The sequence below is a fragment of the Henriciella sp. genome, assembly GCF_029937755.1.
Classification (GTDB): Bacteria; Pseudomonadota; Alphaproteobacteria; order Caulobacterales; family Hyphomonadaceae; genus Henriciella.
Genome location: NZ_JAPYPG010000001.1, coordinates 487,967 through 513,375 on the forward strand (window position 1 = coordinate 487,967; position 25,409 = coordinate 513,375).

General features: G+C 60.7%; 24 protein-coding genes. 17 read left to right on the forward strand and 7 right to left on the reverse strand.

Translation table 11 applies throughout. From position 1 onward, the window contains the following. The first annotated feature begins 11 nt into the window (after nucleotides 1-11). From Q1K29_RS02430 to metK, 4 genes are all read left to right on the forward strand, one after another. Nucleotides 12-854, forward strand: a complete 843-nt coding sequence (locus tag Q1K29_RS02430) for a hemolysin family protein (RefSeq protein WP_300391149.1) — start codon at nucleotides 12-14, stop codon at nucleotides 852-854. After that, nucleotides 851-2,491: an apolipoprotein N-acyltransferase gene (lnt, locus tag Q1K29_RS02435; protein ID WP_300391151.1), complete on the forward strand. Its 1,641-nt coding sequence runs from the start codon at nucleotides 851-853 to the stop codon at nucleotides 2,489-2,491. The genes Q1K29_RS02430 and lnt overlap by 4 nt, the downstream gene beginning before the upstream one ends. Nucleotides 2,492-2,530: 39 nt before the next feature. Further along, on the forward strand, nucleotides 2,531-2,947 hold the full coding sequence (locus Q1K29_RS02440; protein WP_300391153.1) for a helix-turn-helix transcriptional regulator: 417 nt from the start codon (nucleotides 2,531-2,533) through the stop codon (nucleotides 2,945-2,947). Nucleotides 2,948-3,018: 71 nt separating this feature from the next. Beyond that, entirely contained in the window at nucleotides 3,019-4,215 is a 1,197-nt protein-coding gene (gene metK / locus Q1K29_RS02445) for a methionine adenosyltransferase (protein WP_300391155.1), read from the forward strand. On the opposite strand, the gene Q1K29_RS02450 is transcribed toward metK, so the two are convergent. From Q1K29_RS02450 to Q1K29_RS02460, 3 genes are read right to left on the reverse strand one after another with little or no spacing between them, the layout of a single operon-like run. After that, entirely contained in the window at nucleotides 4,212-5,792 is a 1,581-nt protein-coding gene (locus tag Q1K29_RS02450) for a hypothetical protein (protein WP_300391157.1), read from the reverse strand. The genes metK and Q1K29_RS02450 overlap by 4 nt on opposite strands. Before the next feature lie 10 nt (nucleotides 5,793-5,802). Then, entirely contained in the window at nucleotides 5,803-6,420 is a 618-nt protein-coding gene (locus Q1K29_RS02455; protein WP_300391159.1) for a methyltransferase domain-containing protein, read from the reverse strand. Beyond that, on the reverse strand, nucleotides 6,339-7,457 hold the full coding sequence (locus Q1K29_RS02460) for a glycosyltransferase family 2 protein (protein ID WP_300391161.1): 1,119 nt from the start codon (nucleotides 7,455-7,457) through the stop codon (nucleotides 6,339-6,341). The genes Q1K29_RS02455 and Q1K29_RS02460 overlap by 82 nt, the downstream gene beginning before the upstream one ends. Before the next feature lie 126 nt (nucleotides 7,458-7,583). Between Q1K29_RS02460 and trmB the strand changes: the two genes are divergently transcribed. The 9 genes from trmB to rbfA all read left to right on the forward strand — a co-directional run bounded on the left by trmB (nucleotide 7,584) and on the right by rbfA (nucleotide 16,783). Further along, a complete protein-coding gene (gene trmB, locus Q1K29_RS02465) occupies nucleotides 7,584-8,267 on the forward strand; it encodes a tRNA (guanosine(46)-N7)-methyltransferase TrmB (protein ID WP_300391163.1) in 684 nt (227 codons plus the stop codon). 64 nt (nucleotides 8,268-8,331) lie between these two features. After that, nucleotides 8,332-9,522, forward strand: coding sequence for a hypothetical protein (locus tag Q1K29_RS02470; protein ID WP_300391165.1), 1,191 nt, complete (start codon nucleotides 8,332-8,334; stop codon nucleotides 9,520-9,522). A 204-nt stretch (nucleotides 9,523-9,726) separates the two neighbouring features. Next, entirely contained in the window at nucleotides 9,727-9,936 is a 210-nt protein-coding gene (locus tag Q1K29_RS02475; RefSeq protein WP_300391168.1) for a cold-shock protein, read from the forward strand. A gap of 102 nt (nucleotides 9,937-10,038) precedes the next feature. After that, nucleotides 10,039-10,638: a ribosome maturation factor RimP gene (gene rimP, locus Q1K29_RS02480; protein ID WP_300391171.1), complete on the forward strand. Its 600-nt coding sequence runs from the start codon at nucleotides 10,039-10,041 to the stop codon at nucleotides 10,636-10,638. Continuing rightward, nucleotides 10,635-12,431: a transcription termination factor NusA gene (nusA, locus tag Q1K29_RS02485; protein WP_300391175.1), complete on the forward strand. Its 1,797-nt coding sequence runs from the start codon at nucleotides 10,635-10,637 to the stop codon at nucleotides 12,429-12,431. The genes rimP and nusA overlap by 4 nt, the downstream gene beginning before the upstream one ends. Further along, on the forward strand, nucleotides 12,409-13,083 hold the full coding sequence (locus Q1K29_RS02490; RefSeq protein WP_300391178.1) for an RNA-binding protein: 675 nt from the start codon (nucleotides 12,409-12,411) through the stop codon (nucleotides 13,081-13,083). The genes nusA and Q1K29_RS02490 overlap by 23 nt, the downstream gene beginning before the upstream one ends. A gap of 55 nt (nucleotides 13,084-13,138) precedes the next feature. Next, on the forward strand, nucleotides 13,139-15,706 hold the full coding sequence (infB, locus tag Q1K29_RS02495; RefSeq protein WP_300391181.1) for a translation initiation factor IF-2: 2,568 nt from the start codon (nucleotides 13,139-13,141) through the stop codon (nucleotides 15,704-15,706). Nucleotides 15,707-15,807: 101 nt separating this feature from the next. Continuing rightward, nucleotides 15,808-16,413 carry a YcxB family protein gene (locus Q1K29_RS02500; protein WP_300391184.1) on the forward strand — a complete coding sequence of 202 codons (606 nt, stop codon included), beginning with the start codon at nucleotides 15,808-15,810 and terminating at the stop codon, nucleotides 16,411-16,413. Further along, complete coding sequence (gene rbfA, locus Q1K29_RS02505; RefSeq protein ID WP_300391187.1) at nucleotides 16,370-16,783, forward strand: 30S ribosome-binding factor RbfA; 414 nt, start codon at nucleotides 16,370-16,372, stop codon at nucleotides 16,781-16,783. The genes Q1K29_RS02500 and rbfA overlap by 44 nt, the downstream gene beginning before the upstream one ends. On the opposite strand, the gene Q1K29_RS02510 is transcribed toward rbfA, so the two are convergent. The 4 genes from Q1K29_RS02510 to Q1K29_RS02525 all read right to left on the reverse strand — a co-directional run bounded on the left by Q1K29_RS02510 (nucleotide 16,780) and on the right by Q1K29_RS02525 (nucleotide 21,460). Continuing rightward, complete coding sequence (locus Q1K29_RS02510; RefSeq protein ID WP_300391189.1) at nucleotides 16,780-17,634, reverse strand: hypothetical protein; 855 nt, start codon at nucleotides 17,632-17,634, stop codon at nucleotides 16,780-16,782. The genes rbfA and Q1K29_RS02510 overlap by 4 nt on opposite strands. A 17-nt stretch (nucleotides 17,635-17,651) precedes the next feature. Continuing rightward, nucleotides 17,652-19,202, reverse strand: coding sequence for an anti-phage dCTP deaminase (locus Q1K29_RS02515; protein ID WP_300391192.1), 1,551 nt, complete (start codon nucleotides 19,200-19,202; stop codon nucleotides 17,652-17,654). 323 nt (nucleotides 19,203-19,525) lie between these two features. Further along, nucleotides 19,526-19,996, reverse strand: a complete 471-nt coding sequence (locus Q1K29_RS02520; RefSeq protein ID WP_300391195.1) for a hypothetical protein — start codon at nucleotides 19,994-19,996, stop codon at nucleotides 19,526-19,528. A gap of 111 nt (nucleotides 19,997-20,107) precedes the next feature. After that, nucleotides 20,108-21,460, reverse strand: a complete 1,353-nt coding sequence (locus tag Q1K29_RS02525; RefSeq protein ID WP_300391198.1) for a mechanosensitive ion channel family protein — start codon at nucleotides 21,458-21,460, stop codon at nucleotides 20,108-20,110. A 79-nt stretch (nucleotides 21,461-21,539) separates the two neighbouring features. Between Q1K29_RS02525 and Q1K29_RS02530 the strand changes: the two genes are divergently transcribed. The 4 genes from Q1K29_RS02530 to Q1K29_RS02545 all read left to right on the forward strand — a co-directional run bounded on the left by Q1K29_RS02530 (nucleotide 21,540) and on the right by Q1K29_RS02545 (nucleotide 25,337). After that, nucleotides 21,540-22,142 carry a manganese efflux pump MntP family protein gene (locus tag Q1K29_RS02530; RefSeq protein ID WP_300391201.1) on the forward strand — a complete coding sequence of 201 codons (603 nt, stop codon included), beginning with the start codon at nucleotides 21,540-21,542 and terminating at the stop codon, nucleotides 22,140-22,142. 134 nt (nucleotides 22,143-22,276) lie between these two features. Next, nucleotides 22,277-23,218 carry a tRNA pseudouridine(55) synthase TruB gene (truB, locus tag Q1K29_RS02535; protein ID WP_300391204.1) on the forward strand — a complete coding sequence of 314 codons (942 nt, stop codon included), beginning with the start codon at nucleotides 22,277-22,279 and terminating at the stop codon, nucleotides 23,216-23,218. 121 nt (nucleotides 23,219-23,339) lie between these two features. Further along, the gene (locus Q1K29_RS02540) at nucleotides 23,340-24,110 is read left to right on the forward strand and encodes a 2OG-Fe dioxygenase family protein (RefSeq protein WP_300391207.1); all 771 of its coding nucleotides are present in this window, start codon (nucleotides 23,340-23,342) and stop codon (nucleotides 24,108-24,110) included. A 129-nt stretch (nucleotides 24,111-24,239) separates the two neighbouring features. Continuing rightward, nucleotides 24,240-25,337 (forward strand): alkene reductase, encoded by a 1,098-nt coding sequence (locus Q1K29_RS02545; RefSeq protein WP_300391210.1) that lies wholly within the window; start codon nucleotides 24,240-24,242, stop codon nucleotides 25,335-25,337. Nucleotides 25,338-25,409: the final 72 nt, after the last annotated feature.

Sequence of the window (25,409 nt, forward strand, 5' to 3'; positions counted from 1 at the left end):
AGTGTAGGGAAATGAACGACAGCACTGATCGAGAGAGACGGCGCCGTCCGCGGTTCTTCAACTTCCGCCGGCGGCGCAATCCTGACCCTGAACCCGCCGTTCCGGACGCTCGTCCCGCGCGCCATTCATCCCAGCAATTACGGCTGCGTCTGGCCGAGTTCGAAGAAGCGCGTGTCGCGGATGTCATGGTTCCGCGTGCCGAGATCGTTGGTGTCGAGCTTGGCACGGACCTCCCTGCTCTGATCCAGCTTTACGCCGAAGAGTCCCACTCGCGGCTACCGGTTTACCGGGAATCTCTGGATGATCCGATCGGACTGGTCCACATCAAGGACGTCGTTGGCGAGATTGCCCGCGGCGGGGATGGAATGGATCGTCCGCTGGAGCGCCTGCGCCGCGACGTTCTTTTCGTTCCGCCATCCATGCGGCTGGCTGATCTTCTTGTGAAAATGCAGACAAGCCGGATTCACATGGCGCTCGTCGTGGACGAGTATGGCGGCACCGACGGTCTCGTCTCGCTTGAGGATCTGATGGAAGAAATCGTTGGTGACATTGAGGACGAACACGACGAAGACCCGGCTATGGTGGTCCGTCGTGGGCGTCATGCCTGGGAAGCGGATGCCAGAATGGAGATTTCCGATTTCATGGAGAAGACGGGCGTCAATCTCGACATCCCTGACCTCGATGTGGAGGTCGACACGCTGGGTGGACTGGCCTTCGCGATCGCCGGCAAGGTCCCTCTGCGCGGTGAAGTGCTACGCCATCCGTGTGGCGCGGACCTGGAAATCCTCGACGGCGATGCGCGCCGGGTGGAGCGTCTGATCGTTCGCCACCTGCCGGCTGAGGGCAAAGCTTGAAGGATGGCATCCGCAGCCACGGCTTCACAGCGCTCGGCCCGCTGCATGAAGCACTCGCAAAGCTGACAGGCTGGAAAGCTTGTGGCTTCGCAGCCCTGCTTGGGGCATTCGCCGCCCTTGCCTTTGCCCCATTCCACCTGACTCCAGCCCTGGTCGTATCCGTGACAGGCCTGATCTGGATGATGGATGGCGCTCGCGGCATGGTCCGCTGGGGGCGTTCCATGTTCATGCGTGGCTGGGCCTTTGGCTTCGGTTTCTTCCTTATCGGGATGTACTGGACGACCTCGCCTTTTCTGGTCGAGCCGGAGAAACATGCCGTCTTCCTGTGGATGCCGCTGATCGCATTGCCAGGCGGCATGGCATTGATCTGGGGTGCAGGGGCAGCTCTGGCTGGCGCTTTCTGGTCGGCTTCGCCGTCGCGCGTGTTCATCTTCTCGATCTTCTTCGCGCTTTGCGAACTTGTGCGCGGGCACCTGTTTGGCGGCTTCCCCTGGAACATTTTCGGGACGACGTGGGCGCCAGGGCATGCGGTTTCACAGGCTGCTGCCATCGGTGGCGTCTACTGGCTGACCCTGCTCACCCTGCTTGTCTGCGCTGCTCCAGCGGCCCTGGTCGACACACGCGATTCACGCGGCGTACTTGGCCGGGCGCTTCCTGTCCTTGTCGCCGTCGTCCTGACTGGCTTTGGCTGGGCATGGGGTGCCCAGCGCTTGTCCCAACCGTCCGTGATGAGCGAGGAGACTATCGTTCTCATGGATGCCGGTATCCCCCAGGCTGAAAAGTACAAGGGCACGGGCGACCGGGTTCTGGCGCGCTATGGCGAATTCCTTCGCGACATCGAAAGTGACCCTGACGACATCGTGGTCTGGCCGGAAGGCGCCCTGCCTTTCGAGCTGCTTGCCAATAATTACGCCCTAGACGTCATCTCCGCCTATCTTGGCCAGCGCAGCCTGATCGTGGGCACGACGCGGCGCAGCTTCGACGGGCGCGAGGGCGTGTATCACAACAGCCTTGCGGTGCTTCAGACCGAAAGCGGGCGCGCCGAACTGATCGCGCTTTATGACAAGCATCGGCTCGTCCCTTTCGGTGAGCTGCCAGCAAGCGAAATCATTCCATTTGGCAATTCGATCTCCGGCATCCTTCCAGGCGCCATGCAGCAACTTGCCACGTCTGGCTTCGAGCCGGGTAGCGAACCAACGGTCCTCTTCCCGGCCAATCTCCCGCCCTTTGTCGCGCTCATCTGCTACGAAGGCCTGTTTCCGGAAATCACCCGCAAGGCCGGGCCGCAGCGCTCCGAGGCAAAGTGGATCGTCACCATTTCCAATGATGCATGGTTCGGTCGCGGTATGGGTCCGGCCCAGCACTATGCGCAGAATCGCTACCGCTCGATAGAAAGCGGCCTGCCCATGGCGCGTGTGGCAAGCCGCGGCGCGACCGCGATGGTTGACGGTATGGGCCGCGAGACGGCCCGCGGCCAGCGCGTAGCCGGCGACCCGGATGGCTGGATTTCGTCGGTGGTGAGGACGCCGCTGCCAGCCGCATTGCCGGCCACGCCCTATCAGCGCTTCGGGCCCGCCCTGTTCTGGCTTACCCTCACAGGCTTCGCCGTACTGGCCTTTCTGTCCTGGCGACGTTAGACCGCTAGGCTGGTTGCGTAATTATCTCAATTGGTCCGGATGTCTGAGAGCAAACTCCCCAGCAAGATCGATCATCTCGTCGGCCAGCGCCTTCGCTGGCGGCGCCGTGAGTTACGCCTCACCCAAGAGCAACTCGGCGAAAAGCTCGGCCTGACCTTCCAGCAGGTCCAGAAATACGAGAAAGGCGTGAACCGCATTTCGGCCGGACGCCTCTATGAGCTATCCACCGTTCTCGATGTGCCGGTTCTGTATTTTTACGAAGGCGCTGAGGATTATCTCGCCTTGCCAAATGGCTCGCTTAATGAAGACAGTGAGCCGGCAGCCCCGCTGCCGCTGATGGACCAGGAGGCCATGGAGCTGCTATCAGCCTTTCAGAAAATTGAGGATGAAGAGCTGCGAAAAACGCTACTGGCGACAATCAAGGCAGCCGCTGCAGTCAGGCAATCTAATTCGTGACAGAACCTAGCCGGGGGCGTTCTAACCCGATAACAGGGCAGGATCACTCACTCTAACAACCGGATATTATTTTGACCGAAGCAGATTTTCTTTTCACCAGTGAAAGTGTTTCTGAAGGCCACCCAGACAAGGTTTGTGACCGCGTCTCCGATGAGGTTGTCGACCTCTATTTCCGGGAAGCGCTGAAAGCCGGATACGACCCGGCCCGGGTGCGTGTTGCCTGTGAAACGGCGGCTACCACCAATCAGGTTGCTCTCCTTGGTGAGATGCGCGGGCCCGACACGATTACCGATGACATGGTCGAGCACGTGGTGCGCAACGCCATCAAGGATATCGGCTACGAGCAGGAAGGCTTCCATTGGGAGAAGCTCAAGCTCCATAATTGGCTGCATGGCCAGTCGGAGGACATTGCCGCCGGTGTTGATGAAGGCACCGGAACCTATACCGATGAAGGCGCTGGCGACCAGGGCATCATGTTCGGTTATGCCAGCGATGAAACCGATGAGCTCATGCCGGCTCCGATTTCGTTTTCCCACCGCATCCTGAAGCGTATGGCCGAGCTTCGCCATTCCGGCGAACGCCCGGAATTCGAGCCTGACGCCAAGAGCCAGGTCACCATGGCCTACAGGGATGGCAAGCCGATTGGCATTGACGCCGTGGTCGTCTCGACCCAGCACAAGGACGGCCTTTCAGCCAGTGACGTGCGCGAACTTGTCCGTCCGGTCATCACCGAAGTCCTGCCGGACGGCTGGCTGCCGAAGGAAGAAAAGCTCTACGTCAATCCCACCGGCAAGTTCGTGATCGGCGGCCCTGACGGCGATGCCGGCCTTACCGGCCGCAAGATCATCGTCGATACCTATGGCGGCTCCGCACCGCATGGTGGTGGCGCATTCTCCGGCAAGGACCCGACGAAAGTCGACCGCTCTGCCGCATATGCGGCCCGCTATCTCGCCAAGAATGTGGTCGCCGCCGGCCTCGCCAAGCGGTGTACGCTGCAGCTGTCCTATGCGATCGGTGTCGCCCAGCCACTGTCGATCAACATCAACCTGCACGACACGGCGAATACAGACGAGCGCAAGCTCGAGAAGCGTCTCATGGAAATCATGGACCTCTCCCCGCGCGGCATCCGCACCACGCTCGGCCTCAACAAGCCGATCTATGCCCGCACCGCCGCCTATGGCCATTTTGGCCGGGCACCGGACAATGAGGGTGGCTTTTCCTGGGAGAAAACCGACCTCGTCAAGGATCTGAAGGACCTTGCCGGCTAACAGCGGCCCGTTTTGTAAAGGATGGCGTTGTCGCTGCGGGCGCGCTCGCACACCGGCAAACCATCGAGGCTGGAGCTGGGACTGCCTTTGAAGAAGAGCAGGTAGTCCCAGCGTTCCGGCCAGTTATCCGCGTAACCTAAAGACCAGTAGCCATTCTCGGAATGCGCGGATGGACGTCTCGCGGCTGCCTCCAGTTCCCCCACACCAATAGGGAGCGACTGGGGCATGTGGATTTCAATATTCGAAAGGGCGACATCAACGGGCGACGTATTCGTGAATAGCCCCGGGACATAGGCGGAGCGCTCGATGACAGCAATGCCGCTCGCATGCATGGCAAAGGGAAGGTCGAAACCCGGCCCTGCATCGTAAGCTGATAGCATGCGTGCACCGCGCGGCATGGCGGAGAGCAGACTGCGCACCTCGTCGGCTTTCGAGTCCGTTTGCGCCATATGGACTGCGCCATTCAGGAACATCATGGTCCCCAGGCCAAACATGACGACGCCAGAGACCTGTCTCGCCATGACGGGTGCCTTCCTTGTAAACTGGGCGCTTGCGAAAAAGACGATAACCAGCGGCGGGACGAAGCGCAGGTGAAGCCCCCAGATCCCAAGCACGCTGGTTGGGATCACGATGTTGAGCAAAAGCAGTCCCGCGCAAACCCAAGTGAGTTTACGCGGCAACTCGATATAGCGCTTCACCAGTAGCCAACCCGCGAGACTACAGACACCCAGAAGCGCGACAAAGCCCACTGTCGAATTGAAGAAGTAGAAGCCCGAGGAGAAGCCATAGGCTTTTTGCGGCAGTGAGAAAAAGTCTGCCGTTCCGCGTGGCAGGTCTGATGCGCCAAGCGTGGCAAGGATGATCAAGGCGATACCGGGCAGCATCGCGGGCAGATCAAGCGTCGCTGCGCGGCGCAGGAAAGGCCACCGCGCGCCACGTTCGCCTTCCGCGAAGCTTGCCAGCTCCCAGACCATTGCGAGAAAACCAAAAAGCAGGAAAGCCAGCGCATGATTGAGCGCCAGAAGCAGGCCGAGCGGCGCGAACATCAGCGTACGCTTCAGGCCCGGTTCCGTCCGCATCCACACGGCAAAAGCGAGCAGGGCAAGTCCGCTCGAAGCAACGTAGTTCACGAAGCCCCACTCCATGCCAACATTGAATGCGGCGAGAAAGCCTCCAAGGGCCAGCCAGGTCACACGCCCATGTGCCGTGCGGGCAATCGCGATCCCTCCGAGCGCGGGCAGGACAAGAGCGAGCCATATGGTGAGCGCGCCCGCTCGCCACGTCCCAAAGAGCCATGACAGCCACGGTACGACAAGATCCATCGTCATGTCCGGAATGACGTCGAAGGAGAGCCGGTAGTGCTGCTGGATATCTGCGTCGAACCAGATCGCGGACTCAATGTGGTTGCGCGCAAGATGGTTGAAATAGTCCCGGACCAGGCCGATCGGAAAAAGAAGTGTCAAAACGCCAAGGACGAGAACCAGCGCCAATGCACCCTTCGCTGGCGTTATAAGCGAATGGCCCCAACCCTGCCCTTCGCGAACCGGTGAACCGAAATCGACGGTTTCGTCACTCATTCCTGCCAGCTCACTTAGGCTCGGCGAGCAGGATCACGAAAGGAAAGCGCGTCTTTACGTTAATCACGCGAGCATGTTCGCCGACGAAGGCCGCAAACGTCTTGGCGTTCCAGTGATTGATATGTTCGGGATGGTTTCCCAGCCGGATGAAGTCGCGACCACGAGCAAGATTTGCCAGCTGAAACCACGGCTCATTCGGGACTGTAAGCAGCAGTTTACCCGAGCAAAGCGTGACCAGGCGCTCAAGCGCCTTCTCGGGCTCAAACAGATGTTCGAGCACTTCCAGCGACATCACCATGTCATAGCGGCGCTCATCAAGTGCGCCGTCGAACAGGTTTGCGCAAGTGAAGCGCTGTTCGGGCCAACGGCTTCGTGCGGCTGCCAACGCATCCTCACGAAGGTCGAGCCCTTCATAGCCCTTCAGCGATACGCCGCGCTCAGACAACTCGTCGAGAACGAATCCCTCCCCACACCCGAAATCGAGAATGGAGCTGGGTGCGACCTCACGAACGGTCTCCGCGACCAGGTCGTGGAAGCGACCGAGGCTCAGCCGGTGGATCGGGTTCTTGTTGGCGTACTTTGCGACGTGGCGCTCGGTTGTGTCGTGCCGGATTGTTGTTGCGTCCATGCTGACTGGACCTCCTTCATCATCGTCGCGGCGTCGCGCAGCTTGCGGGAAAGCTCAGGTGTCATCTGGCCGTCTTCGAAATTCGTCACACTGCGGATGGTGTAGCGTTTGCGGTCAGCGCCCTGATGCTGGATGAATTCTCCAAGCAAGCCGATCGTGACGAACTGAAAGCTCGTCATCACCATCAGTATGCCCAGCATCAGCAAGGGCCGATCGCCAATCGGACCGGCGCCCACGAACCACAGAACCGTAAGGTAGGACAGGATCGCAAAGCCGATCCCGCCGAAGAGGAAAGCGGCCCCACCAAAAACATGAAGCGGGCGCGTCGCATAACGCGTGTTGAGCATCACGCCGAGGAAGTCGAGTCCGCCCTTGAACAGGCGGCCCATTCCATATTTCGATTTGCCGTATTGGCGAGCGCGGTGATTGACCGCGATCTCACCGATCCGGAAGCCCTGCCAATGCAGGATGACGGGGATGAAACGATGAAGTTCGCCGTACAGGCGCAGACCGGCCAATGCTTTAGACCGGTATGCTTTGAAGCCGCAATTGAAGTCATGAAGGCTGACACCGGACAAATGCCCGACAACGCCATTAAAGACTTTTGATGGAAGCGTCTTATCCAGAGGGTCATTGCGCTGGTGCTTCCAGCCAGAGACGACATCGAGACCAGAATCAAGCGCCTCAAGAAAGCGGGGAATCTCTGCCGGGTCGTCCTGCAGGTCGGCATCCATGGTGAAGATGATTTCACCACGCGCGACATTGAAGCCGGCATCGAGGGCTGCAGCCTTCCCGAAATTGCGACGAAAACAAATCAGGCGGGTCATTTGATGACCGGCGCACAGCGTGCGCAGATGCTCGGGCGTGGCGTCGCTCGAGCCATCATCGATGAAGATGATCTCTACATCGCGGTCGAGACCAGCGAAGACATCGAGGATCTCTACATGGAGCTTGTCTACGCTCGCCTCCTCGTTGAAAGCGGGGATGATCACTGAGACCAGTCCCGGAACGCCCTGATCTGCTCCCATATTGTCCATCACACCCTCTACGCTTGCATCTGCGGCTTGAAGCCGCTTGCCTGCCCGGATAAGGCCACACCTTGATTGAGAATTGGTTAGCTGGCCGGTCACACGCTCGACCGTCGCCACAGGAACGCCCGCCCCATGGACAGACAGGATACCCCCATCAGGACTTTCGGACGGACCGGCGGGCGTCCGCTATCGGCCCGTCAACAGAGGCTGATTGACGAGCGCTTGCCACAAGTCGCTATACCGGTCGAAGGCAATCCGCTCTCGGCCTTCGGGGACCGCCCTGATCGGTTCTGGCTTGAAGTCGGCTTCGGCGGCGGCGAGCACGTGGCGGCGCAGGCGAAGGCCAACCCCGATGTCGGCTACATCGCCTGTGAAGTTTTTGTCGAAGGCGTCGCGAAATGCCTGACTGCCGTCGAGGAAGACGGGCTTACCAATGTGCGCTTCTGGACAGAGGATGCCCGCCAACTCATCGAGCACTTCCCTGACGCCTGCCTCGAGCGCGTCTTCATCCTCTTCCCCGATCCGTGGCCCAAGAAGAAGCACCACAAGCGCCGTCTCATTCAACCGGATTTTCTTGATGAGCTGGCGCGCGTTATGAAGCCAGACGCCGAGCTCCGTTTTGCCACGGATGTGCGCTCCTATGCCGATGAAGCTCTCGCGAAATTTCTCGCCCATGGGCGATTTGTCTGGCTCGCCGAAAAGGCGGATGACTGGCGCACGCCGCCGGAAGACCATGTCCGTACGCGATATGAGTCCAAGAACCTCGGCGACATCGCGCCTGTTTTCTATGACTTTCGTATAGCAGGTCCGGAATAATCACAGATTGATTTATCTCCCCCGCCGCTGCACTAATTGCAGCAAGGGTGTAAGGGAGCGAGCAATGAGAAGTTACGCTTTGGCGATAACCATTCTGATTATTCTGGCGTTTTTGGCACTACCTGTGTCGGCGCGTGACACCAACGACGCGATCAAGGCATACAACGCAGCCATGACCGGTGGGGATGCCGAAGCAAAGCTGCAGACAGCCGAAGTTCTGGGCCAGACTGCCATCGCCGAGAGTTCCCGGCGCGACGCTCCGCTGCTCGCGCTCGAAGCGGCCAAGACGCTTTGTCTCTACGGCGATTGCAAATCCGCGCTGAGCTTAACTGACTGGATCTCTTCCCACGCCGGCGGGGATGGGCAAGTCTCCAAAACTGAGGTGGCTCTGGTAGATGCTTTCGCACGCTGGCGCACCCAGCCATCGAGTGCCTCCCGTGCAGCCTTGGATAAAGCGCTTGTCCCGTTTATCGAGGGTGACCTAAGCACGCTGACGCTCGCGGCGTTTCAGCATCGCTACACCTATGATGCGAGCAAACAACGCTGGGCGAAAGCGATGAAGTCCGCCAACGAGGCAAGCACCCATTTTGAACCGTTTCGCGGGGCAATCGCCCAGCAATGGAGCGAGGCGGAAATGATGCGGATTATCGCCGACTTCAATGCCACACCTTCGGCTAATGAAGTCATCGCCATGGCGGAACATCATGTGGCCGTCTCGGAGCTGATTGGCCAGTATACTGTTCCCAAGCCCGACTGGCTGTTCGACCATTTCTATCTGACCCTCGCCTGGGAAAATGCCCTCATGGCATATTTTGATTCCGGCTATTCCGAGCGCCGATGGAGCAACTTGCCCGAAGAGGATGTGGTCGCCCTTAAGGCCAACCAGCGCGCCCTCATGCGCGAAGCGCTTTCACCCGGGGCAGCCATCTGGAGAAGACCGGGCACTGAGGATGACTATTCGCACGGAGACCTCCCCTTTTGCAGCGGACACTTCGACAAGAAACCAGCCATAAAATACGGCGGCATGAATGCCTATCGTGGCCAATTTGGATCAGTCGTGCTCAGGGTTGATATAGAAAACGCAAAAGTCAGCGATCTTGAAATCCTCGCGGCCGTTCCTGCCGGACAATTCGAAGACGAAGCAATCGATGCAATCAGCCAGTGGACGTGGGTTGTCGAGAGCGGCACCCCGGGAGTGACATGCAGAACGTCTCAGAAAAACTTCATTCAGGAAGTCATTTTTCACATTGAATAGCACGCGACTTGCTGCGGTCCTATAAACGTGTTTGCGCCACGCCTGCACTTCAGGCATACTCGCGCTATCGAATATACCGGTCGGTCTGAATGCCAAGACCCCGTCGGACCGACGGCCTGACTTTCTTCCCCCGTTATTTCGAGACCCTTCGTGACCGTCCGCACGGTGCGGGTCCGGCGCGGGGAGAAGACTGGAGTAGCCACTATGGCAACCGGAAAAGTGAAATGGTTCAACGACCAGAAGGGCTATGGATTCATCAAGCCTGACGCTGGTGGTTCAGACGTTTTCGTGCACATCTCGGCGGTTGAAAAGTCGGGCATGCGCACCTTGGCCGAAGACGCGCCGATTCAGTACGAGCTCTATACCGACGAGCGTCGTAACAAGACCTCGGCTGTGGACCTGAAACTTCTCTAGACATTGAGCGCCTTCGATACTATCTAGGCGCCAAGTCGAAAAATATCGGCGGCGGGTCCGGCAACGGGTCCGCCGCTTTCTTTTGCCCCGGAGACAATTTCCGTGATCGCGCTCTCGCAGCAGGAAAAGACCATTCTCTCCCTGATCGAGCCCGTTGCAGACGGCCTCGGCATGGAGATCGTGCGCGTGCGCCTGATGGGCGGCAAGCGCCCGACGCTGCAGATCATGGCGGAGAAGGCTGACGGCGCCCCGACCAATGTCGAGGATTGCGCTGACCTGTCCCACGGGATCTCCCCGGTTCTGGAGGCTGCTGACCCGGTCAGCGATCCATACCGTCTCGAAGTGTCAACGCCCGGTATCGACCGGCCGCTGACGCGCCAAGGCGACTTCGGGCGCTGGAAAGGCCATCTCGCCAAGGTGGAGCTTGCCATGCCAATCGATGGTCGGCGCCGCTTCCAGGGTGTGATACAAAGGGAAGACGAAAACGGCGTCGCGATCGAGCTTGATGATGAAAGCGAACTGGTCGCCCAGGTGCATGAAATGTCCAAGGCGAGCCTTGTGCTTACCGATGAGCTGATCGAAGCCGCCAAGGCTTCGGGCGGCCTGCCACCGCAGCCCGATGACGAAAATTTCTCCGGTCTCGATGTCGATGACTCGGAAGACGAAGACAATAACGAAGAAGAAAGTGGAGCAACGAGATGAGTGCAGTCGGCGTATCAGCCAACCGGCTGGAAATCCTGCAGATCGCCAAGGCGGTTGCCGAGGAAAAGGCGATCGACCGTAACATCGTCATTGAGGCGATGCAGGAAGCCATCGAGAAGGCTGCCAAGTCGCGCTACGGCCAGGAGCATGACATTCGTGCCCTGATCGACGCCGACACCGGCGAGCAGACCCTGTGGCGCATCCAGACCGTCGTTGCAGACGATGAGGTCGAGGACCCTGCCCAGCAGATTTCCCTCACCGATGCCAAGAAGATCGACGACACCCTCGAGGTCGGCGGCGAAATCAAGGAAGAGCTCCCGCCCTTCGATTTCGGTCGCGTCGCTGCCCAGACCGCCAAGCAGGTCATCATGCAGAAGGTGCGTGATGCCGAGCGTGAGCGCCAGTACGGTGAGTACAAGGACCGTGTCGGCGAGATCATTAATGGCATCGTCAAGCGCGTCGAGTACGGCCACGTGATCGTCGATCTCGGTCGCGCCGAAGGCATCATCCGCCGTAATGACGGCATTCCGCGCGAGAACTTTCAGCCGAACGACCGCGTGCGCGCCTATCTTTACAAGGTCTCACGTGAGACCAAGGGTCCGCAGATCTTCCTGTCGCGCGCCCATCCCGACTTCATGGTCAAGCTGTTCGCCCAGGAAGTGCCGGAAGTCTATGACGGCGTCATCGAAATCCGCGCCTGCGCCCGCGACGCCGGTTCGCGCGCCAAGATCGGCGTGATCTCCAATGACAGCTCGATCGATCCGGTCGGTGCCTGTGTCGGTATGCGCGGTGCGCGCGTCCAGGCCGTCGTTGGTGAGTTGTCGGGCGAAAAGATCGACATCATACCGTGGAACTATGACGCGGCGACCTTCATCGTGAACGCCCTGCAGCCAGCAGAGGTCTCCAAGGTCGTTCTCGACGAGGATGAGCAACGCGTCGAAGTTGTCGTCGCCGACGATCAGTTCCCGCTGGCCATTGGCCGGCGCGGCCAGAATGTCCGTCTCGCTTCGCAGCTGACCGGCTGGCAGATTGACCTTGTCACCGAGACAGCGGATTCCGAGCGTTACCAGAAGGACTTCCAGGCGCGCACGGAACTCTTCATGACGGCGCTCGATGCCGACGAAACGCTGGCACAGCTGCTGGCCTCTGAAGGCTTCGAGACGGTCGAGGAAATCGCCTACGTTTCTCCGGAAGACTTCATCTCGATCGAAGGCTTCGACCTTGAGGTCGCCGCCGAGATCCAGGAACGTGCCCGCGAATATCTCGACAATCTCGCCGCTGAACAGGATGCCCGCCGCAAGGAACTGGGTGTTGAGGACAATGTGCTTGAGCTTGAGGGCATGAATGTCGGCTTTGCCGTGAAGTTTGGCGAGAACGATATCCTCACCGTCGAAGATGTGGCTGGCCTCGTACCTGACGATATCACGGGCTGGCGCGAGCCCGGCCCGGATGGAAAGCCTGTCTTCCAGGATGGCATCCTGAAGAAGGGCGAGATGCGCAAGGATGAAGCCCAACTCTTCATCATGCGGGCCCGGGTTGCTGCCGGCTGGATCGAACCGGAAACGCTTGAGCAGCTGCAGGCCGACATGGCCGCCGAAGCCGCTGGCGAAGCCTCCGACATGTCTGAGGAAGAGCGTGCGCTGATGGCGCTCGGCGAAATTGGCAAGGGTGGTGACGAAAGCGAAGAGCTCGCCGAGGAAGAACTGATTTTCGACCTTGATGCCCTGGCTGCGGAGGACGCGTCCGAGGAAACCTCATCAGAGGACGGCGATGATGCCGAGCCCAAGGAATGAACCTGACCAGCGCCTGACGGCGCGCGAGGACATGCCCACTGGCGATGCCCCCCATCGCCAGTGCATTGTCACACGAGAAAGCCTGCCCCAGGAAGCCATGATCCGCTTCGTGCGCTCACCGGACGGGATCGCCGTTCCGGACGCTTCCGGAAAACTTCCCGGACGTGGCGCTTGGGTCACAGCGAACCGGGAGACGGTCGAAAAAGCCGTCGAGAAGGGCGCTTTCTCGCGTGCCTTCAAGGTGAAAACTGCCCCTGCCGACGGGCTTGCCGACATGGTCGAGACACAATTGGCCAATCGCTGCATTGGCCTGCTGGGCATGGCTCGCAAGGCAGGTGTAGCCATTCTTGGATTTGACCAGGTTCGTAACTATCTAAGAGGTAGCGCGCCCGGTTACCTCCTTGAAGCAGCCGATGGCAGCGAGGATGGCCGTAACAAGGTTCATTTTCTCGCCAAGGCGCTGTATGACACTCCCAGAACAGCAGGCGCACTGACGTCTGCTGAATTGGGCATGGCCTTTGGCAGGGAGCGTGTGATACATGCCCTGCTTCAGGAAGGCTCGCTGTCGGACTCGTTTGCTACAGCCTATAAACGGCTGACAGGGTTCCGGGCAGCACCAGAACAAGACTGGTTCTCCGGTCGGATTCGATAAGACACAACGGCAGGGGATGGCCCCTGCCGATAAAAACGCAGATATACGGAGTCGCATGAGCGATACGAAAGACAACGGCAATACGGGCGGACGCAAACCTCTGACGGTTTCACGCGGATCGAGCGGCACAGTGAAGCAGAGCTTCAGCCATGGCCGCTCGAAGCAAGTGATCGTGCAGACCAAGAAGCGCCGCGTGGTTGGACCGGGCGGATCCGGTCAGGGTGGTGGCAAGCAGCCGCCGGCCTCCAGCTCCGGTGCGTCCTCTGGTGGCAAACAGCAGTCCAAGCTCGCTGAAGCCGCGAAGAAACTCGGGATCACGGAAGAGGAACTGGTTGCGCGGCAGAAAGTGCTGCTGCAGCGCCGTGACGCCGAGCAACAGCGCGAAGCTGAGAAGAAGCGCCAGGAAGCTGCACGCGAGCGTCTGCTGTCCGAGCAGGAACGCAAGGTCCAGGAGGACAAGGAGCGCGAAGAAGCCGAGGCCCGCCGCAAGGCCGAGGAAGAAGAGCGCAAGGCCAAGGAAGAAGCCGAAGCCAAGAAGAAGAAAGACGGCCCTCCGCGCGACGATCGCGGTGCCAAGCCAGCGCCAGGCGCTGCCCCTGCGCCAGACATGCCGATACCCGAACCGGCCCAGAGCCGTGGCGGCGGCAAGAAATCCCGCAAGGGACGCCAGAACGATCGTGACTTTGACGATTCCGCGGCTGGCGGCAAGGGCGGTGGAAACAAACGCCGCAAAGGCAAGCTGACCATTGCAAGCGCCCTTGGCGATGATGGCGACCGCCAGCGTTCGCTGGCATCGGTTCGCCGTGCCCGCGAGCGTGAACGCGAACGTCGGCAGTCGGGTGGCGAAGAGCGTGAAAAAGTTTCACGCGAGGTCACTCTGCCCGAATCCATTACACTTCAGGATCTTGCACAGCGCATGAATGAACGCGTCGCTGACGTCGTTAAATACATGATGCGCCAAGGCGAGATGATGCGTGCCAACGATATCGTCGATGCCGATACCGCCGAACTGATCACCGAGGAATTCGGCCATACAGTGAAGCGCGTTTCGGAGGCCGACGTCGAGATCGGGCTTGAGGGCGACGAGGATGATCCGAAGGACATGAAGCCGCGGGCGCCGATCGTGACCGTCATGGGTCACGTCGACCACGGCAAGACATCCCTTCTGGACGCAATGCGCTCCACAGACATCGTGGCAGGCGAAGCCGGTGGCATTACCCAGCATATCGGTGCCTATCAGGTGCAGCTGCCGTCTGACGACAAGATCACCTTCCTTGATACTCCGGGCCACGCTGCCTTCTCTTCGATGCGGGCTCGCGGTGCGAATGTCACCGACATCGTTATCCTCGTTGTGGCAGCTGATGATGGCGTCATGCCGCAGACCATTGAGGCGATCAAACACGCCAAGGCGGCTGACGTGCCGATCATCGTGGCGGTCAACAAGTGCGACAAGCCGGATGCCAATCCGGACAATGTCCTGACCGAACTGCTCCAGCACGACATCCAGGTCGAAGCGATGGGCGGCGATGTCCAGGCGATCAAGGTCTCTGCAACCGAGCGTACAGGTCTCGAAGAACTTACCGAAGCAATCGTGCTGCAGGCCGAGCTTCTTGAGTTGAAGGCCAATCCCAATCGCGAAGCAGACGGCATCGTGGTGGAGTCGCAACTCGACAAGGGCCGCGGCCCTGTGGCCACCGTGCTCGTCAACCGCGGCACACTTCAACGCGGCGAGATCGTCGTGGCCGGCAAGCAGTGGGGCAAGGTCCGCGCTCTGATCAACGAACGCGGCCAGCAGCTGAAGGACGCCGGTCCGGCCGTTCCGGTCGAGATCCTCGGCCTCGACGGCGCTCCGGAGCCTGGCGACATGTTCAATGTCGTCGACACTGAAGCCCGCGCCCGCGAGATCACTGAGTACCGTAACCGCGCCGAACGCCAGAAGACCGGCGTAGCCTCCGCCCGGGCCTCCCTCGAGTCGCTCATGAACTCGATGAAGGACGATGCCACAGTCTCCGAACTTCCGCTTGTCGTGAAGGGGGATGTGCAGGGGTCCGTCGAAGCGATCACGCAGGCTGTCGAGGGTATCTCGACCGACGAAGTCCGCGCGAACGTCCTCTATGGCGCCGCTGGCGGTATTTCGGAGAGCGACATCCTGCTCGCCAAGTCCTCGAACGCCCCGGTCTTTGCCTTCAACGTCCGCGCCAACAAGCAGGCGCGCGAGCTGGCAGAGAAGGAAGGCGTGGAGATCCGCTACTATTCGGTGATCTACAACCTGATCGACGACGTGAAGGACACGCTGTCGGGCATGCTGGCGCCGGAGAAGCGCGAGACCTTCATCGGCTATGCCGATATCCTGGAAGTCTTCAACATCACCAAGGTCGGCAAGGTTGCCGGCTGCAAGGTGAGCGAAGGCACGGTGAAGCGCGGCTGCGGTGTCCGCCTGCTGCGCGACGATGTCGTCATCCACGAAGGCAAGCTGAAGACGCTGAAACGCTTCAAGGACGAGGTGGCCGAGGTCACGTCCGGCATGGAGTGCGGCATGGCCTTCGAGAAGTATGAAGACATCCGCGAAGGCGACAAGATCGAGTGTTTCGAGGTCGAGATGATCGACCGCAAGCTCGACTGATCTTCACTGCAAGAACACCCCCAGAGGGACGAGAAAGCCGGGAGTTTTCCCGGCTTTTTCCATTTCCGGTTAAGCTTCGCGTGAGACACTCATAAGCAGTCATGACCACCCCCTCCCCGCACCCGATTGCCGCCAATGATATCGGCCCCAGCTGCCGGGTCAGCGGGACCCTGACGGACAAGGACATGAAGCGCCTCGTCAATGAGACGCGCTCCTCCAATATCGGCCCGACTGCGCTTTATTATGCCGGTGTGACCGCGCCGGTGATCTCGGCCGGCATGGCGCTGATGGCGCGCAATACGCTGGATGCGACGCCGGTCTCGGACTACTGGATCTGGTTCCTCTCCTCGCTGCTGGCCGCGATGGCGGGCATCGTCTGGTACCTCATCTTCGTGCGCTGGTCGTACCGCCACCAGGCCGGGCGCGCCGCCGAGACGGCCGCTGAAACAGACATTGACCTCAGCCCCAAGGGTGTCCACATCACCAGAGGCGCGGTCGAGACGTGTATTGCCTGGTCAGCCATCCGGACAGTGACGACACGGCGCGCCTATACGCTGGTCACATTTGACGGCGCCGATCCGCTGATCGTGCCGGACAAGTGGTTCGCCCGCGACAAGGCGTCGGCCCGCGCCTTCAAATCGCGGCTGCAAGAAGGAGCCCCCGATGGCGCGCAACCAGAAAAGAAAGCCCGATCCGGCCAGTCTTGAGCCGTCCCAGCGCCAGCTGCGCGCCGGCGAGCTCGTCCGCCATGCCCTCACCGACATCTTCATGCGCGAGGAGTTCCGCGACCCGGAGCTCAACGGCGTCAATGTCACTATCGGCGAAGTGCGCACCTCGCCCGATCTCAAGCACGCCCACGTCTTCTGCTCCCCGCTCGGCGAGACCGATCCGGACGCGCAGGACCAGCTGGCCAAGGCGCTGAACCGGGCCTCCGCCTTCATCCGCGGGCACCTCGGCAAGCGGATCGACATGAAGTTCACGCCCCAGCTCCACTTCATCGCCGACCATTCCTATGACGAGGCGAGCTATATGGACGCCATCTTCAACCGGCCCGAAGTGAAGCGCGACCTGGACTAGTCACTCCCAGCGCAGGTGCCATGGGCGGAGCGGCCTGATTTCGACAGGCACGGTTTTGGGTCCGCGCCCGTGTTTGCGGGGCGGGTCTGACGGATGGAGGGTCGCGGGCCTGAACAGGTCCGGCCCGGCCCGCGCCCAAGCGAGCCGGTAGACCTCCCGGGCAAACTCCCCGGCCCAGCTCCCTCGGCAGTGTGCAGTCGCAACAGGCCGGGCGGCGCCCCGCCCCTCAGATTGTGCAGCTTGCGCGCGGCCCCGTGCGCCTTCTTCGCCAGCCAGCGATTGAGCCGGTGCGCGGCACGGCGGCGGTGTTTCAGCACGCCTTCGAGCGCCGCGATCCGGCGCAACAGCGAGGCGGCCCGATACGGACGCGGTGGCCCCTTGGGCTGTGACAGGCGCCGGATGAGGATGGCCCGGCCTTCCGGCGTGTCGGCATCCACGATCCCGGCGCCAAGGCGCGGGACATATTCGAAGAGTTTGAAGGCGGGCGTGCGGTTCAGCCTTGATCCCCGCTCCGCTTCGCGTCGCGATGGATCGGGCTCAGGGCTGCGGGCGAGCCCCTGCGGCCTTGAGCCCGGGCGCTGTGACGCCACAGGCTGATACGGGGTCATACTCAACGCCAGGATCGCGATCAGCCGCCGCACCAGCCCCTCGGCCAGCTGAACCATGGCCAGCGCCTCACGCCGCAGCCATGGCGCCAGCGGTCCGGACACAGTCCAGAAACGTTCCGATTCCAGCCCAGTTCTGATTCCGGCGCGTGTGAGTAGGGCGAGCAGCGCTGTCACCAGCTGCTCCACCCGCGCCCAGGCCGCTTGTCTGCGCGCCTCTTTGATCTGCTCCGCCGTCTCGATCATGAGCGGGGATTATGAGGTCAGTGGGATGAGGGTTGGACGTCTTCCTCACCGGGCAAAATACTGACGCCCGCTTTTGCGAGTGCAGGAACAAGCTGGTCCACAAAGAGAGCTTCATACCTATCAAAATCAGATGGATTGTTACGTAATAAGCAATCTGCTTCATCTGCCTTCCAAGCTATCAATCGCCCGCTAGCGTCTTTTAATTTGGATTTGGAAAACAGATGAAAGCGTTGTTTTGTGATACCGCAGAACTGTTGGAAATTTACTTTTTCCTTGCTTGGTTTTGAGGGATCGACACAAATTGAATCCGGATAAAGGCTGCCTACCTCACTTTTGGCATATGGCTCCAGATAGAAGACATTACTAATCCCACTTCCTACTATATGCTTCGCGCAATTATGGCACGGAAATGTCGTAACATAGAGCGTCGCCCCCATTGTACTTCTGGTACTGCGAGATGCGTCAGTTATTGCGTTCATTTCCGCATGAAGTGCCCTTCCATATTCTAAGATATCCAGAATACGTGCAGCACCCAAAACACCGTCGCCATTACCAATTAATTCCGAAAGCAAGTCATCTTCATCTTTGCCTTCCCATTCTTTAGCTAGCATTCCGTTTTTCTGCAGCCTCTCAACTACATCGATAACTAACTTTCGCTTCTTAACCGTATTGGGATCGTGACCCGAGTTGATGTCTCTTCCATCCTCTTCATGATCATTCCAATAGGTTCCGCCTCCTGCTCGCGGCACTTCATTTGATCCAAGAGAAATAACTGTCCTGTGTTCGTCAAAAATTGCCGCGCCAACCTGACGCGAAAGATCATTAGACCGAAGCGCAGCTTGGGAGGCTAGATTATTCGCATATTCTTCGAAGCTAGGAGAAAGTTTGGGATTACCGAATAATAGCCGGAATAGCCGGGAGATGGTTTTTGCCACCTCATGCCTTTTTGTGGTGTCCACTATGCAATCCGCCTGCGGGAACGCTGCACGAACGTTTTGCCCCCATGGATTTGCCTCCTTCTCATCAACCTCAATCAGACGTTCCGCTTCCTGCTCGGAGCGTGTGTCTGGAGCATCCCGACCGTGACCGAGAGCAATCTTCTTGGCGAGAGATGCTAACCTCTGCTCATATGGGGCATGACATGACACAACCACGAATGCCTCTCCGTAAATAGACTTCAAAGCACTTATCTCTTCAGGCTTCTTAATCTGATTTACTATATAAACGGTCCCTCTAGACCTTTTGCTCTGTATATTAATTCTTGTGCTTTTTATATAGTTTGAGGCCAATAATGAAAAAATATCTTTTCTTTTGCTGTCGCGCCTCAAATCATTACACGCTTTTATGTACGACGAATATCTCAACTCGACATTAGAATCATTTAACTCATATTTATGATCTAAATATCCAAATATATCTGTTATCTTTATGTCTTCAGATTGATACTTAAATTTTCGGGCATTTCCTTTTATTTCATCAATGACATCGGATAAATCCGCACCCATCCGCCCCACAAGCGCGATCACAAGCTCTGGCTGAAAGACTTGGGGAATTCGTTCTTTGTTCACGTCTTTAGACTCTTTTTGAATTGAGAGAATCAATTAGTTTAACATTAGCAAATTTGCCAAAATCTGGTAAGCAAGGCTTGAAACAAACGGAGAACAAGATGTCCGATGTCGCGCGCAAGCCCAGCCACGGTGACTTCTTCAGAAGCGCCAGAACCGCCTCGAAAGAGGCTGCATATTGGCGCAGCGAAGGCGATAGCCGATTTTCTTCAAAATCAGATAGCACACGACAAATACGACCTTCCTCCGACTCTTCACGAGATTCCAAATCTTAGGTCGGCGATACTGCCGCTCAGGCTACCGTTCCGCAACTCAAACCTAGATCCCTACCCCAGCCTGACCGCCACGCCGTCCATCTGGACGGTTCGGGGGGCGACGACCATGTGGTCGACGCTCATCATCAGGTAGCGCACGGCCTCGCGGGATTTCGCGCCGCAGCGCTTGCAGAGTTCGTGGCCATTCGTCTTGAGCAGCGCGCTGGCAAGGTGGGGTTCTGATTTCACCAGGTCATCGAGCAGCGGCGCGCCCATCCGGTGCCAGTAGGCTTCCGCCGTCTCCGGTTCGGGTGGTTCGCGCTCGAATGCCGAGACGCAGGCCCTGCGCCACTCGCTGAACCAGTCGCGCATGATCGTCAGGAAGATCGGCGTTTCCATCATGCAGGAATAGAAGAGGACAGTGCGCCCGTTGAGCCCGTCTGTCTCGCCATAGCTCGATGACGGTGCGATGAGATCGCGCTCGATCGCGATGAAATCATCACCATCGACGATCACGAAGTCGGGGCCCCCTGTAGAATTCATTACGCGTCCCTCCCGCACGGAGTGAACGCGCGAGACAATGTTCCCGTCAAGCGCGAATTGCAGCACGCAGGCCGGGGCCTGTGGTGGAAATTACGAATTGTGGTGTTTTTGCTACTCAACGGGCCGTCCCGGATCGAGCAGGTCCTTTTCACGCGTATGGGCGCGCTCCTCCTCGACCTTTTCCGTTATGTGGTCGTCCGGGCGGACATCCATCAGCTCGTCCTCGACCATGTGATCGGTGAGCGGCTGGGCGGGTTTCGGCTTGTCCCGCGGGGTGGCCGGGCGCTCGCCCTGCGTCAGCGCGGCGGGCACGCCATTATCGAAGCGCAGGCGGTAGATCGGCTCCGGCAGGGTGAAGCCGGCGGTCTCCAGCGCATCCTTGGCCGCACGGATGGAGAGCGAGCGGGCCTTCATGAAATCGCTGTCGCGCTGGTCCACCCAGGCGAAGAAGCGCAGCACGATATTGCTGTCGCCGACCGTCTCGATGATGGCGTCGGGCTTCGGGTCGTTCAGCACGAAATCGAGCCCGCTGATCGCCGAGAGGCCGGTCGCCATGGCCGCGACGGGGTCATCCTCGGCATCGACACCGAGCGTGAACTGGAAACGGCGTTCGGGGTTGCGGGTATAGTTGAGGATCACCGCCTTGAAGACGGTGGAATTGGGAATGCGCAGATGGTTGCCGTCGAGCGTCATCAGGATGGTGGCGCGGGAGGTGAGGCGCACGACCTTGCCTTCATGCTCGTTGATCAGGACATGGTCATTGGCGCGGAAAGGCTGGCGCAGGCTGAGCATGATCGAGGAGATGTAGTTCTCGACGGTGTCGCGCACCGCAAAGCCGATGGCGAGGCCGATGACGCCCGCACCGCCGAGGATCGCGCCCATCAGCGCGGTCGCGCCAAGGAGGTTGAGCGCGACGACGAGGCCGATCACCAGGGCGATGAAGCGGAAGGCCTGCGCGGCGATCTCGGCAAGGAAGGGGTTGGGCGTCAGCCGCCGCCAGAGGCCGGTCCAGCTGGCGATCAGCGTGCCGATAAGGGCGATGACCAGGAAGACCGCGATGGCGAGCCCGACCAGCGGCAGCGCTTCCCAGCCGCGCTGCAGGCTGTTCTCCAGGGTCGCAATGGCGGGCGAGAGGGAGGTGTCGACGGAGAGGTCGCGGACGATCTCTTCCTGCACGGTGACGACGCCTTCCAGCCGCTCGGCGATGGCGGCGGCGCGGGCGGCATCGGCCTGGCTGGTCACGGTGCCCGACAGGGTGACGACGCCCTGCTCTACGCTCGCCTCGATATCGGAGAGGCCGTCGATCTGGTCATAGATGCCGGTGAGGCGGCCTTCGATGGCGCCGTCATTGGCGGTCTCTGCCGCGATGGGAGGCGCTTCGGCCGGCGGCGCGTCCTGCGCATGCGCCAGCTGCGCTGTCATCGCAGCGAGGAGGAGAAGGCTGAGCAGCAGGGACCGGACCATTGCATTTAGGTAACCCGGAGCGGCGCGCGGTGTTCCCTCCTCTTGCGAGTCGGCGCCGCACGGTCCAAAAGCGCTGCCCATGAGCGGACTCCTGACCCTTGTTGCCCTGGCCTTCTCGCTGTCGGTCGATGCCTTCGCTGCCGCGCTTGGCAAGGGCGCGGGCATGAAGCGCGTGACGCTTCTCGATGCGCTGAAGGTGGGCGCGGTGTTCGGCGGGATGGAAGCGTTCATGCCGCTGGTCGGCTTCGCCATCGGCCTGGCGCTCGCGGCCTGGGTGCAGCCGGTCGACCACTGGATCGCCTTCGTGCTGCTCGCGGGCGTCGGCGCGCACATGTTGTACGAAGCCGTCACCGACAGCGTCGAGACGCATGAGGAAAATATCGAGATCGCCGCGCCGGGCCTCGGCATGCAGGGGCCGAAATGGATCCGGCTGGTGCTCGCGGCGCTGGCGACCAGCATCGACGCGACCGTGGTCGGCGTCTCGCTCGCCATGATGGATGTGAACATCGTGATGGCGGTGGTGATCATCTTCGTCATCACCACCACCATGGCGGCCATCGGCGTGATGCTGGGGCGCGGTGCGGGCCGCTGGCTCGGACGCTATGCCGAGGCGGTGGGCGGCGTGGTGCTAATCGCCATCGGCGCGCTGATCCTCTGGCAGCACCTCTCAGCCGGCATCTGACTGTCCCGCAGGCGATGGGCGGTTGACGCGCGGGCGCGTCCCGACTAGCTCCGGCGCCTGATCTTTCGACACCCTGACCCGCAAGCACTGCCCCGGCGTTCGACCCGCCGGCGGTGCCGACCAAGGAGGCCGGTTTGGCACGCAACCGCAAGAAGAAGGGCCTGCCCGTTCATGGCTGGCTGAATGTCGACAAGCCGGTCGACGTCACCTCGACCCAGGTGGTCGGCATCCTGAAGCGGCTGTTCAATGCCCAGAAGGCCGGCCATGGCGGCACGCTCGATCCGCTGGCCGACGGCATCCTCCCCATCGCCTTCGGTGAGGCAACCAAGACCGTGCAGTGGGCGATGGATGCCGACAAGGAATATGTCTTCACCGTGGAATGGGGCCGCTCCACCGATACGCTTGATGCCGAAGGCGAGGTGATCCGCACCTCCGACACCCGGCCCGAGGCCGACGCCATCGAGCAGGCGCTTGAGCGCTTCGAGGGCGAGATCGCGCAGATCCCGCCGAAATACTCCGCCATCAAGGTCGATGGCGAACGCGCCTATGATCTCGCCCGTGACGGCGAGACGTTCGAGATCCCCTCGCGCCAGGTCGTGGTGCATGAGGCCCGGCTGGTCGAAACGCCGGACGCCGACCATGCGACCTTCCATGTCCGCTCCGGCAAGGGCTTCTATGTCCGCGCGCTGGCGCGTGACCTCTGCGATGCGCTGGGCTGCGAGGGGCATGTCGCCAAGCTGCGCCGCATCCGCGTCGGCGTTATGCATGAGGACGACGCCATCCCGCTCGCCGAGCTGGAGGCCGCCGAGAGCCGCGAGGCGCTGCTCGAACTCCTGCTGCCCGTGGAGGAAGTGCTGGAAGACGTGCCCGATGTCGAAATTTCCGACGAGGACGCCGCCGCCATCCGCCAGGGCCGCGAGGTGATGCTGATGCCGCACATCGTCGAACGCTGGCGCGAGGAGAAGAACCCGGACCCGGAAGACCGCCTCGCGCTCGCCATGGCGGGTGATACCGCCGTCGCCATGGGCGAGATCCGCGCCGGGCGTTTCCGGCCTGTCAGGGTGTTCCAGCTGTAATGGCGCCGGGGCTACGGCCCCTGTAGTGACCTGTCGCAAATCGTCATCATGACACACGCCGCGACGGCTTGATCGAAGCGCCGGCAAGCGCCATGTGCCCAGGCCTGTATGGAGGCGATGAGTGCACACCGGAGAGATCGCACATCCGGCCGCGGAGACCGAAGACCAGCTCGTGCGCCAGCTGAAGCATGAGGGTTATGCGCTCTTGCCGGCGGCTGAGTGTCTCGCCCTGCTCGGTGGACAGGCCTCGCTTGCAGGCGCCATTCCGAGCTTCCAGCAAAGCTGGCACGGTCTGCCGGTCGATCCCTATATGGCCGATGGCGGACGCTACCGCCGTCGCCGTCATGCGGTGATGAGCGCTCGCGCCGATGGCGGGCCTGTTCGCCTCGAACCCTATCGCCCGCACTTCCAGACCCGGCACTACAATCCGGTCAATGGCGGGATCGACCGCCATTTTGAGGAGATCCGCCCGGAAACGCTTGAGAACAAGGCCGCTGCCGGCCTGCTCGATCTCGGCGCGCGCATCTTCAGCGCGGCAGCCCCGCAAACGGCTTGGGAGATCGAGGTTCACCAGTTCCGGATCGAGGCCGGGGCAGAGGGCGGCCAGCCGACGCCGGAAGGCATGCACAGCGACGGCGTCGACTTCGTTCTGATGAGCCTGATCGCCCGAGAGGGCGTCAGCGGCGGGGAAAGCCTGATCGAGGACGCTGCCGGTCACCCGTTGACCCGCTTTACCCTGACCACCCCCTTCGACACGGCGCTGGTCGACGACCGGCGGTTACGACACGGCGTCAGCCGCATCCTGCCCGAACTGCCTGAGGGGCATGGGTATCGCGACATGCTGGTCGTCACGTTCCGGCGCAAGGAGACGGGGCGGACCCGCCGCGCTTGAACAACCCGCCAGCAGCCGCCCACTCATGCAGGCAGGGAACATCTCTTATTCTCACCGCTTGCCTCTAAGTGGCGGGTGGGGCTTCCTACGTCTCTGCCTGCAAGCCAAAGGCAAGAAGGACAGACATACATGACCGAGACACTCTTCACTCCGATCCAGCTGGGCGATCTGACCCTGTCCAACCGGGTCTTCATGTCGCCGCTGACGCGGAACCGCGCGAGCGACGGGGTCAATGCCCCGCATGACCTGCATGTGGACTACTACGCCCAGCGCGCCGGGGCCGGCCTGATCATCACCGAAGCCACCCAGATCTCGCCGGAGGGCAAGGGATATGCCTGGACGCCCGGTATTCATAGCGAGGAACAGGTCGAAGGCTGGAAGCGCGTCACCGATGCGGTCCACCGCAAGGGGGGGCGTATCGCCCTGCAGCTCTGGCATGTCGGCCGGATTTCGCACACCTCGCTGCAGCCGGACGGCCAGGCCCCTGTCGCCCCGTCGGCCCTTGCGGCGAATTCCAAGACCTTCGACGGCAAGGGCTTCGTCGAAACCTCCACGCCACGCGCTTTGGAGACAGACGAAATCCCGCGCCTCATCGGGGATTTTCGCAAGGCCGCCGAGAACGCGAAGAAAGCCGGCTTTGACGCGGTGGAGATCCACGGCGCGAATGGTTACCTGATCGACCAGTTCCTGCGCGACAGCTCCAACAAGCGTACGGATGCCTATGGCGGCTCCATCGAGAACCGCACGCGCCTGCTGAAAGAGGTGATCGAGGCGGTCACCAGCGTCTGGGACCCGAAAAAGGTCGGGGTGCGGTTCAGCCCCTTCTCCGATGCCAATGACGTCTCCGACAGTGACCCGGTGGCCCTGTTTTCGAAGGCCTATGCGATTGCTGATGAGGCCGGGCTCGGTTTCCTCGATATCGTCGAGGGCCAGACCGGCGGGCCTCGCAGCGCCTCGGAAGAGGACCTGGCCGAGCTTCGCAAGCATTTCAGCGGCGTCTATGTCGCCAATAATGGCTACGACCGGGCGCTCGCCATCGAGCATGTCGAAAGCGGCAAGGCCGACGCCATCGCTTTCGGCCGGCCCTTCATCGGCAATCCCGACCTTGTCGAACGCCTGAAGCAGGATGCCCCGCTGAATGAGAGCAACCAGGAAACCTGGTATGGCGGCGGCGCGGAAGGCTATACCGACTATCCGACACTGGAAGAGGAAAAGGCGAAGGCCTGATCCCTTCCATCCGATGGCCCCGCTCCCCACTGGGGGCGGGGCAAGCTGGACGGGCGCAGCGTTCTTGCCCGC